The following is a 10,806-nucleotide window of genomic DNA, read 5'->3' on the forward strand; positions in this document are numbered from 1 at the left end:
CCGTCTTGCCGAGGGCGCCGTGGTTGTTTTCCCTTGAATCTCGTTTCAACTTTGGAGTCTAAGATGGCGCTCGACATCCTCGTCCGGAACGTTGCACTCCGCAACATCGATGGTCTGCGCGACGTAGGCATTGCCAATGGGCGCTTCGTCAGCATCGAGATGCCTTCTGCAGCGGAGGCGGCGACATTGATGCTGGATGCCGAAGGCCGCATGGCGGTGCCCGGCTTCGTCGAACCACACATGCATCTCGACAAGGCGCTGACCATCGAGCGCGCGCCGGTTAACGTCTCTGGAACGCTCACCGAGGCGATCAAGATCATGTGGGACATCAAGCGCAACTATACAGTTGACGAAATCGCCGATCGTGCTTCGCGAGTGCTGGGGCGGGCCATTGAAAACGGTGTCTCTCATCTGCGCAGCCATGTCGACGTGGATCCGATCGGCGGAACCCGTCCGGCGGAAGGCGTGATCAAGGTCCGCGAGCGGTTTCGCGGGCTGCTCGATATCCAGATCGTCGCCTTTCCGCAGGAGGGCATCATTAAGTCGCCGGGGACGGAAGCCTTGCTGCGCGAGGTGATGAAGCTCGGTGCCGATGTGGTCGGAGGCATGCCTTTCAATGAAGCATCGCCATCAGCCAGCCGTCGGCACATCGAGGTTGTATTCGAAATTGCGAAGGAATTCGACGCGGACATCGATATGCATGTCGACGAGACCGACGATCCACAGGCGCGGACGCTGGAAGTGCTGGCCGAGTTGACGATCCGGAACGGCTGGCAGGGCCGTGTCGCCGCCAGCCACACATGTGCGCTCGCGAGTTATCCGCGCCACTATGCCGACCACGTCATCGGCAGGCTTCGCGAGGCCGACGTTAACATTATTGCTAATCCCGCCACCAATCTGATGTTGCAAGGCCGCCTCGACGATTTTCCGAAGCGCCGCGGCTTAACGCAGGTGAAGGAACTTTTGGCGGCGGGTGTCAACGTCGCCTGCGGTCAGGATTGCTGCCAGGATACCTTCTACCCGTTCGGTCAGAACGATCCGTTGGAGATCGCATTCCTGCTCTGCCACGCCTCGCACATGAGTCAGCCCGCAGAAATTCTGACGGCAATGGAGACGGTCACGAGCCATGGCGCCAGGGCCCTGCGTTTCCCGATGCCCGTCGTCGCCGTCGGCGCGGTCGCTGATCTTGTGGTGCTCGATGCCCGCGATACTTGCGAGGCCATAACGACGCGGACGCCACGGCGCTGGGTGATCCGCAGGGGAAATTTGATCGCGGAGAGCACGATCGCGCGCCATCGTTATTTCGACCCCAAGCAGGCACATCGATGAAGGTGCCAAGACCGCAGACCACCGGGCCGGAGGGTGCGTTGCGGTGTTCAATTATCGATGCCTGCACCGTTTCAAAGAGAAATCACTCCCTCTCCCGTCGGGGAGAGGGGCTCTTGATTTATCGTGAGACCGTATGCCTTCATCCGATCGCTCGCATGCGGCTTCCCGCCACGGGAGAGGTAAAGCAAGACCTGCATCCCCTCCGATTCAACACGAACGACTCAGATTCTAGATACAGTTTTCATCGCATTCTGGCTGAGACTGCGTTGCGCGAAACTGCCGGTCGCGGATTGTGATATGAATGCAATCTTGGACGATTCGGAAAGCTTTGTTCAACTTTAAAGTTCACCGGCTGCGTATCGCCGATCCGCTGTCTTGCTTGTTTTAATCCCGTTTCCGTGCCGTTATAAGCGGGCGATTGCCGCCACCGGGCCGCCGCCCGGTGGACCCTGATGCTCAGCCCCGCCGGAAACATACACAGCACCAGTTCCCGACAGGCCACTGATGAGCCCCCCAACGGCAGCGCGCGCATGTCGAGTGGATCCGATATCCGAATCATCCAGCATGGTGTGGCGAAATCCGCGGATGGCTCCCTCCGGATGCGCCTCAGCTTTGGCAAAAATATTGACCAGCCGGTTCCGAGCGAGGGGATCGGAGATGTCGCTGATATTAACCCCAACGCTCTCCAGTGAATGAACTACCGCGGCGAAATCAATCGAGTCGCGCATCACGGCGTGTCCAATGACAAATGGGCTTGCTGACGAGGTCGAATTGCCGAAGACGATTATGACGTTATGCATAAGCTCGATACCGGCCGAGGTGGAAGCGACAGAGGAAAACAGCTCCCAGTTCTTCAGAATCTGCTCATCCCGGATATCCCCGTCTATCTCGCCGAGCGCGACAGCAACGCCGAGGGCCGACGCGCCACGCGAATAAGCCATCGATCCGTACGCACTCGTCGTGACAGTCTGGCTGCCTTTCGCATAAGTGGCGTCGATGCGCTCCATCGTCAGCAGAGGGCATTTGATTTGTACGAAATGGACGTCCTGTGGATCATTGATTCCTGCGTCAGCCATTGCCAGGCGCACGGCAGTGGCGGTCTCGACGACTTGCACGGCGCGCCCGAGCTCTTCGGGCAAAAAACTGCGAGTATGTGCAATTCCGACACTTAACCGCTTGCCCACCATGCCGTTACCGCCAGCGCGTTCAGCAAGCTCCGAGCGTATGAAAACGGTGATATGCGGACTGAGCACGCCTTCCGTACCGCCGGACATAACAAACGCGATCTTCTCTTCGACTCCATGTGGTGGCATGCCCAAGTAGGGTGCGAGCGCGTTGCACAAGGCAGACACCGCGTACTCACGAGTAAAATCGTTTACGCCGCCATTACCCTCGGTTTTTCCGAGGATCGCCAGAATTTCCGCCGGCTTTATCTTACCCGTTTCGATTAGCCCAACCAGGCCAGAGCTATCTCCGGGACCGTTCGTGGAAATTCGGATGACGTCAATTGATGTTCCTCGCATGACTACTCTCTATCTGCGCTGGACCAGAAGACGACACGGTTCTTCGTGCAGCCAGTGGCGTAAAATATTGTAATTTCTCCCAAGGAAGCCATCCGCGATCGCGATGAAAACCGTTGTCATCTACTGTGCCGCAGACGACACGATAGTGAGATAAGCCTCTGCGAGGCGACAGCTAAACCGCCGATAAGCAATCATGAATGAGCTCACTCCAGCGAGCGCGACAAGAAGCAAAAACAGGCCACAGCGTGCGTAAAAATCGCTCACTCGACCAATCAGTTGCCTGATGGTAGGCTTGGCAAATCGCGCCCTCGGTGCACTAGGTTTTTCATGGCATAAACCTTGCTGTATCGGCTGAAGCACAGGTCAGGATGCCAGAAATGAAGAAAAAGAAGGTCGCAGCCAAACACTTTTCGCGAACATCTGCGCCGACGTTGCATCAAGCTGAGCGAGCCACGTCACGCAAGCGATTGCGCCCGCCGCGGACCCTGGTCTACATCGACGCCGTCGCCCGACACGGTTCGATCCGAAAAGCGGCCGAAGTTCTCCATGTCGCGTCGTCTGCGTTGAACCGCCAGATCCTTGCCTTAGAAATGGATCTGGGGGCGGCGTTGTTCGAACGCTTGCCGCGGGGCGTCCGCCTAACCTCGGCCGGCGAAGTCTTTCTGGTCTACGCACGCTTAGTGATCTCCGAACTGAAAGTCGCGGAATCACGTATCGAGCAACTCCATGGCCTCGTCCACGGACAAGTAAACGTCGCTGCTGCGGAGTCAGTTGCGGGCGAGTTGCTGCCATCAGCAATCACCAAGTTCCAGGCAGCCCATCCGAAGGTGCGTTTCCACGTCCGCATCGGCGCCCCGGAAGAACTGGTGGAAGCCCTTATCGCGGATCAGGTCGATCTCATATTGACGCATGATGCGCCGCGTAAAAAGGATGTTGCTATCGTTGCTGTCGCCCGGCAGGCCCTCTGCGCGATGGTCATTCCAGATCATCCGCTCGCCGGTCGCGAAGAGCTGCGCTTGCGTGATTGTCTGGCATTTCCGTTGGCCCTTGCGGATAAGACGCTGGCGGGACGGGGCCTCATTGAACAAGTCCTTGCGCGGGCTTCGTTCGACCTCGAGCCCAGGCTAGTGTCCAACTCAGTCGAGGCGATGAAGGCGTTTGCTCATATGAATCGTGGCGTCTGCTTCCAGTTCCGGAGCCCAGGCAAGGCGTTAATCCCCCCAGGCGACATGATTGCGCTGCCTTTGGTCGATCCTCCCTTGTTGCAGGCGAGATTGTTCCTTGCGACGCGACGCGATCGCGTTCTACCGGTCGCCGCCGCGGCATTCGTCGAACAATTGAAGAGTGCGTTCGCCTGATTGACGGTACGGATCACGATGCGAAAGATATCTGACTTGAGTTCATTATCCGGTTGAGCCCTCTCGCCAGCATTAACAGCGCTCGTGCAATCCGGGTACTTGTGCGTTTTTTGCACCGCTATGAGCGATTCATAGCATTAGCGTAACGCACCATGCCCGCCTACCATTGGGTCAATAGCTTCGGCGGTTTCAATAACGCGTGGTTTGCACACGAGCTTATCAATGGCTTCCAAAGGATTCATTACAATACCAAAAACCAAGGTTCTTCGATTAAGGCGTGGCCGGGTGCACACGTCGCTTTTAGGGTCACCGGTGCATACACCAGAGAATGCCGACGGCCTCGTTGGGGTTGATATCGAGACAGTCGATGGCCTCGTTTCCGCGATAGCGCCTGCAGGAACCTTTCCGAACAACCAAGGTATCGATCTGAATAGCGGAATTGTCTGGCCGACGTTTGTGGATTCTCATTGTCATCTGGACATCAGTCATACATGGGAAAGGTCACCCAACGTTGATGGGACTTTCAAGAGTGCGCTTGCTGCGACAGCGGCGGATCATCGGATAAACTCATCGTACGACGATGTTCGTCGACGCTTCGAGTTTGGTCTTCAATGTGCGTTTGCGCATGGTGTCGCCGCGATTCGAACGCATGTCGACTCAGACGAGACTGAGGCTGAAAGACATTGGACGGTTTTTGGCGAGATGCGAGAGAAGTGGGCCGGAAGGGTGGAACTGCAGGCGACATCACTCACGGCAATCGACGTGTTTGGTACCGACTTCGGACCCAAGCTTGCTGATTTAGTGGTCAAGTTCGGTGGTAATCTCGGAGCCGTGACTCCCGTTGGGGAGGATGACGATCATGGTGATATCTCCCCACGATTCCAGGCGTTGCTCGACCGCGTTTTTGAACTCGCGGAAGAGCGGAATCTAAATCTCGATTTTCACGTCGACGAGAGTGGCCGCCAGGGTGCGCGCGCGCTCGGTTTGATCGCCCGTACAGCGCTGCGCCGCCGTTTTCGGGGAGATATTTTGTGTGGACATTGTTGCAGTCTTTCTCTGCAACCGGAGCAAATGGTGCAGGAAACACTAATCGCATGCGCCGAAGCTGAGATCTCGGTTGTCAGTCTTCCGATGTGCAACATGTATCTGCAGGATCGGGTAAAGGCGCGGACGCCGCGGTGGCGTGGCATCACTTTGCTCCACGAAATGGCGGAATACGGGATACCGGTCGCAGTTGGCCAAGATGATTGCCGAAATGCATTTCATGCCTATGGCGATCATAATATGCTGGAAGTCTTCGCAACTGCCGTACGTGCCGCACATCTTGATCGGCCCTTTGGCCGCTGGCCGCAAATAGCGACTTTGACACCCGCGCGCTTTATGAAACTTAAAGATTACGGCTCGATAACCATTGGCAAGCCGGCGAATCTTATTCTCTATAAAGCTCGGACGATGAGCGAGTTAATCTCTCGACCGCAGACCGAGCGCGTCGTCCTTCGCAGAGGTCTGGCTATCGACACCACATTGCCGGACTATTCGAATCTCGATGATCTTCAGTGAAGGACGAGACCATTATCAGGATGTCTTTCGTTTCACTTTCTTACAATTGAAAGTCTGCAAGATTATTCTACCATCCTAGTAACTAATTCTGTTTACTGTGCCTTCGAAACTGCGCGCCAAGTCCGCCACTTAGCCTGCTCGCGAAGAAGCTGCTAGTCCTCACGGTCAGCCCTTACGGAAAAGTGGGCAAATTGACCGAATGCCCGTGCGTCCGACGATTTATAGGTAATCGTCGTTCATCGACGGTAAAGTCGAGCGACTTGATATCCTTCACCGGCGCACGGAGATAAATCCCCACAGTGCCGCGGCGCCGTTCACCGCCGCAGGATGAGCCGACCGGTAAACTTTCATGCCGTCAAGATTGCGCGGAGCCCCTGCCGCGATCTCATCGAAGTGAGGTCGATGAATTATCTCTTGAGGTATTATAAACCGTTTCTCGGCGATTAGAGGATCGAGGCGCTCGGATTCTCAGCTAAGATTTAATAACAATATATTGTTTCATTGGCATCTGTGGACTGATCACGAATAGTAAGTGATAAGAACGCCATTCAAGATATTTTACCATGGTTAGACGGATAATCTTAGGATAGCTGGTTTCGGCGGAACAGTGGACGAGCACCTGCAATATACAAATATGTTGACATATATACCTGCTGAAGTATCTAGCTCCAAAGTGCACTCTTTCAATCGATGCCAACTTTGGAGGCCCGGGCCATGAATGCTCGATCTGCTCTTCTCGATCCAATCCGCGTGGGCTCCGCGACTCTGAGGAGCCGGATTGTTATGGGATCGATGCACACCGGCCTCGAATGTCACCCTGATCGCTTCGACGAATTGGGCCGGTTCTATGCCGAAAGGGCGAAGGGCGGTGCCGGCCTTATCGTTACTGGAGGCTTTGCTCCGAATTTCGCGGGCCGCATGAAGAACGAGCCCGGTACGTTCGAGCGTTCTGACCAAGTAAAGGATCACAAGAAAATTGTAGATCCCGTCCGGGCTGCTGGTGGGCGAATTCTCCTGCAGATATTGCACGCCGGGCGCTACGGATATCATCCCGCCGTGGTCGCACCTTCGGCGATCAAGTCGCCGATCAATCGCGACGTCCCGGCCGAGCTGACTTCCGACCGGATTGAGGAGACGATCAGGAATTATGCGACCACCGCTTGTCTTGCGATCGAAGCCGGATATGACGGCGTGGAAATCATGGGATCGGAAGGCTATCTGATCAGCGAATTCCTCGCGCCTCGAACCAATCATCGGACCGACGAGTGGGGTGGTTCTCTCGAAAACCGGGGGCGTTTTCCGATCGCTGTCGTCAAAGCCGTGCGCGCCGCCATAGGCAACGCGATCATTTCCTATCGTATATCCGCTCTCGAACTTGTCGAAGGTGGACTGACGCAAGATGAGACGCTTTGGCTCGCCAAGGAGGTCGAAAAAGTCGGAGCCGATTGTCTGTCGACGGGCATTGGTTGGCATGAAGCCGCCGTACCGACGATCGCCGGGGCCGTCCCGCATGCGGCATTCATCGAGTCGACCCGGCGTCTGAAGGAGGTCGTGAAGATCCCTGTCGCCGCGAGCAACCGCATCAATCTGGCGGAAGACGCCGCACGGATCATCTCGGATGGCTCCGCCGATCTGGTGTCGATGGCACGACCGCTGCTTGCTGACGCCGATTTCGTCAACAAGGTCGGCCGCGGTAGATCGGATCTTGTCAACGTTTGCATTGCCTGCAACCAAGCCTGTCTCGACCACTACTTTACGGACCAGGTGATCACCTGTCTGGTGAATCCGCGTGCGGCTCGCGAAAACGAGTTCTCCGATACGTTGGCGAAGGCGGCGAAGCGGGTCGCGGTGGTAGGCGCGGGCGTCGCCGGCATGGCCGCCGCCCTCGAAGCGGGACGTCGCGGGCACCACGTGACGCTGTTTGAAAGTGCGCCCCGGATTGGTGGACAGTTCGCACTCGCGGCAGTCGTTCCGGGAAAGGAAGATTATGGGCTTTCCCTAAAGAGCTACGAGGCGCAACTGGCCGATGCTGGTGTCGAAATCAAGACGGGCGTCACTGTTGATCGGGAAGCTTTGAAGCGTGAGAACTTCGACGAGGTCATCGTCTCGACCGGTGTAACGCCACGGTTGATCGACATTCCAGGCGCCGACGATCCTCGGATCGTCGGATACAACAAGATTCTCGATGGTACAGTGAGGGCCGGCGAGCGGGTGGTCATTATCGGGGGCGGAGGCATCGGACACGACGTCGCGCTTTTCCTTGCCATGGAGACAAACGGACGCCGGCAGACGCGCGAAGAGTTTTTCGAGCGGTGGGGCATCAACGGGAAATCGAAGGCACATCCCCCCAAGCGCCAGATCACGATGGTCAAGCGATCACCGGGCGCCTTTGGCCGGACGCTCGGCAAGAGCACAGGCTGGATTCTGCGACAGGAATTGAAGGATTTGAAGGTCCGCCAGATCGCTGACGCGCGTTATTTGAAAATCGACAGAGAAGGTCTGCACATCGCGCTGCCGGACCGCAACGAGGTTCTGCCCGCCGACACCATCGTGGTCTGCGCAGGCCAAGACTCTGATCGAAGGATTGCCGACGCCATCGCGGCGAGCGGCCAGACGGTGCACGTGATCGGAGGGGCGCGGCTTGCGGGCGAACTCGATGCCAAACGGGCCATCTACGAAGGCGCGATCCTCGGCAATCGCATCTGATAATCGCGGCGAAGATCGCGGGAGCAGCAAAAAATATACGATGAGGAAGCATTGATGGCGATGGATCTGAGTGCGGACTTTCTGCAACGGCGCGCGGCGAACTTTCGCCCGATGACCCCAGTTCAGTTTCTTCGGCGGGCTGCGGATGTCTTTCCGGATCGGACCGCGGTCATTCACGGCGACATCAAATATACCTGGCGTGAGCACGAGCGCCGCTGCCGGATGCTCGCCTCGGCGCTGAAGCGCAACGGTGTCGGCAATGGTGACATCATTGCGATTCTATGCCCGAATACGCCGGCCATGCTTGAGGCGCACTTCGGGGTACCGATGGCGGGCGCAATACTCAACACGCTGAACACGCGTCTGGATGCCGCGGCCATCGCGTTCATCCTCGATCACTCCGAAACCAAAGTGCTCATCGTCGACCGCCAGTGGAGCGAAGTGGCGAAGGCGGCGCTTTCTAGGATGAAGATCCGTCCTTTCGTCATCGATATCGACGACCCCTATGCGGAAGGCGGGGAATTGATCGGCAACCTGGACTATGAAGAGTTCCTGAAGGGTGGCGATTCTACGGAAGACGTCGTGTGGCCTGCCGATGAGTTCGATGCGATTACGCTGAATTATACGTCCGGGACGACCGGCAACCCAAAGGGGGCGCTCTACCACCACCGCGGCTGTTACCTGAACACGTTGAGCCAGATCGTCCATCATCAGCTCAGCAGCGACTCAGTATATCTTTGGACGCTGCCGATGTTTCACGTGAACGGATGGTGCTTCTCATGGGGTGTTGCTGCGATCGGCGGCACGCATGTCTGTCTGCGCAGGGTGCTTCCTGCGGAGATTTTCGAAGCGATCGACCGGTACGGCGTCACCCACATGTGCGGGGCGCCGACCGTGCTCGGAATGCTGATCGAAGGAGCAGCCAAGACCGGGATAACGCTCAGCCAGCCTGTCGCGATCATGACCGCAGGGGCGGCGCCCCCGGCGCCGATACTCAAGGCGACAGAAGAACTCGGCTTCATGGTTAGGCATGTATACGGCATGACCGAGGTTCATGGTGTGGCCGCGCTTTGCGATTGGCATCGCGACTGGAATTCGATGCCACCTGAGCAGCGCTCCAAGCAGATGGCGCGCCAGGGCGTTCGCACCGTTGTGACCGACGATATGATTGTCGCCGACCCGACCACACTTGAACCCCTGCCGCATGATGGCACGACGATCGGCGAAATTCTCTTTCGCGGAAACAACGGTATGAAAGGTTATCTGAAAAACCCCACGGCAACGGACGAGGCTTTCGCAGGCGGATGGTACAGGACGGGCGATCTCGCCGTGACCCATCCCGATGGCTACATCGAGATCAAGGACCGCTCCAAAGACATCATCATATCCGGCGGTGAAAATATCTCTTCCATCGAGATCGAGGAGGTCGTGTTCCAGCATCCCTCGGTTTCGTACGCGGCCGCAGTGGCCGTGAAGGATGATCGCTGGGGCGAGACGCCCTGCGTCTTCATCGAGCTCAAGGAAGGTCACGAGGGCAAGGTCACGACCGATGAGATGCTCGAGTTCTGCCGGGCGAGGCTTGCCAAGTTCAAATTGCCTCGCAAGTTCATCTTCGGCCCGATTGAGCGGACTTCCACGGGGAAAGTGCAGAAGTTCAAGCTTCGCGACAAGGCCCAGAGCGCATAAACGCAATCAGTAAACCGGAGTAGCAGAATGAGAGGGTTGAAGAACCGCGTCGCGATCGTGACCGGCGCCGCGGGGGGAATAGGCCGCGCGATTTGCCGTCGATTTATCGACGAGGGAATCAACATCATTGCGCTCGATATCAACATGGAAGCCCTGAAGCAGTTGATCACCGACTTGGACGCGGACGAGTCACGACTGTTGTGCGTCGCGGTGGATATCACCGACTACGCGAAAGTCAGAGATGCGATCGACGGCGGTGTTGCCAAGTTCGGCAAGCTCGACATTTTGGTCAACAACGCCGGCTGGGACGTCGCAGCGCCATTTCTCAAGACAGAACCCGATCTCTGGGACAAGATCATCGCAATCAACCTCAAGGGACCACTCAACCTGCACAAGGCGGCGCTACCTCACCTGATCGCAGCGGGCGGAGGCAAGGTCGTCAATGTCGCATCCGACGCCGGTCGGGTTGGATCCTCGGGTGAGTCGGTGTACTCGGCGTGCAAGGGCGGGCTCATCGCGTTCTCCAAGACAATCGCGCGGGAATGCGCGCGTGACAATGTGCATGTCAACGTTGTCTGCCCCGGCCCGACCGATACGGCGCTACTCAGGTCGTTCGTTGGCGAGGGCGAATACGGACAGAAGAT

Annotated in this window: 7 protein-coding genes; 6 read left to right on the forward strand and 1 reads right to left on the reverse strand. The window is 57.3% G+C overall.

Annotated features, from left to right (window positions below):
* The first annotated feature begins 63 nt into the window (after nt 1–63).
* Nucleotides 64–1,329, forward strand: a complete 1,266-nt coding sequence (locus ACEK02_RS26570) for an amidohydrolase family protein (protein WP_211374412.1) — start codon at nt 64–66, stop codon at nt 1,327–1,329.
* Nucleotides 1,330–1,733: 404 nt separating this feature from the next.
* Here the strand turns inward: ACEK02_RS26570 and ACEK02_RS26575 are convergent, their stop codons facing one another.
* Complete coding sequence (locus tag ACEK02_RS26575) at nt 1,734–2,852, reverse strand: ring-opening amidohydrolase (protein ID WP_211374413.1); 1,119 nt, start codon at nt 2,850–2,852, stop codon at nt 1,734–1,736.
* 377 nt (nt 2,853–3,229) lie between these two features.
* Between ACEK02_RS26575 and ACEK02_RS26580 the strand changes: the two genes are divergently transcribed.
* The 5 genes from ACEK02_RS26580 to ACEK02_RS26600 form a co-directional block, all read left to right on the forward strand.
* Complete coding sequence (locus ACEK02_RS26580; protein WP_211374414.1) at nt 3,230–4,210, forward strand: LysR family transcriptional regulator; 981 nt, start codon at nt 3,230–3,232, stop codon at nt 4,208–4,210.
* 222 nt (nt 4,211–4,432) lie between these two features.
* Nucleotides 4,433–5,770, forward strand: a complete 1,338-nt coding sequence (locus tag ACEK02_RS26585) for a cytosine deaminase (RefSeq protein ID WP_211374415.1) — start codon at nt 4,433–4,435, stop codon at nt 5,768–5,770.
* Between the two features lie 714 nt (nt 5,771–6,484).
* Nucleotides 6,485–8,476, forward strand: coding sequence for an NADPH-dependent 2,4-dienoyl-CoA reductase (locus tag ACEK02_RS26590; RefSeq protein WP_211374416.1), 1,992 nt, complete (start codon nt 6,485–6,487; stop codon nt 8,474–8,476).
* A gap of 54 nt (nt 8,477–8,530) precedes the next feature.
* The gene (locus ACEK02_RS26595) at nt 8,531–10,162 is read left to right on the forward strand and encodes an AMP-binding protein (protein WP_211374417.1); all 1,632 of its coding nucleotides are present in this window, start codon (nt 8,531–8,533) and stop codon (nt 10,160–10,162) included.
* A gap of 27 nt (nt 10,163–10,189) precedes the next feature.
* Nucleotides 10,190–10,806: SDR family NAD(P)-dependent oxidoreductase (locus ACEK02_RS26600; RefSeq protein WP_371424468.1), on the forward strand; the 617-nt coding region annotated here is incomplete at its 3' end.

Source organism: Tardiphaga sp., from assembly GCF_041424195.1.
Classification (GTDB): domain Bacteria; phylum Pseudomonadota; class Alphaproteobacteria; order Rhizobiales; family Xanthobacteraceae; genus Tardiphaga.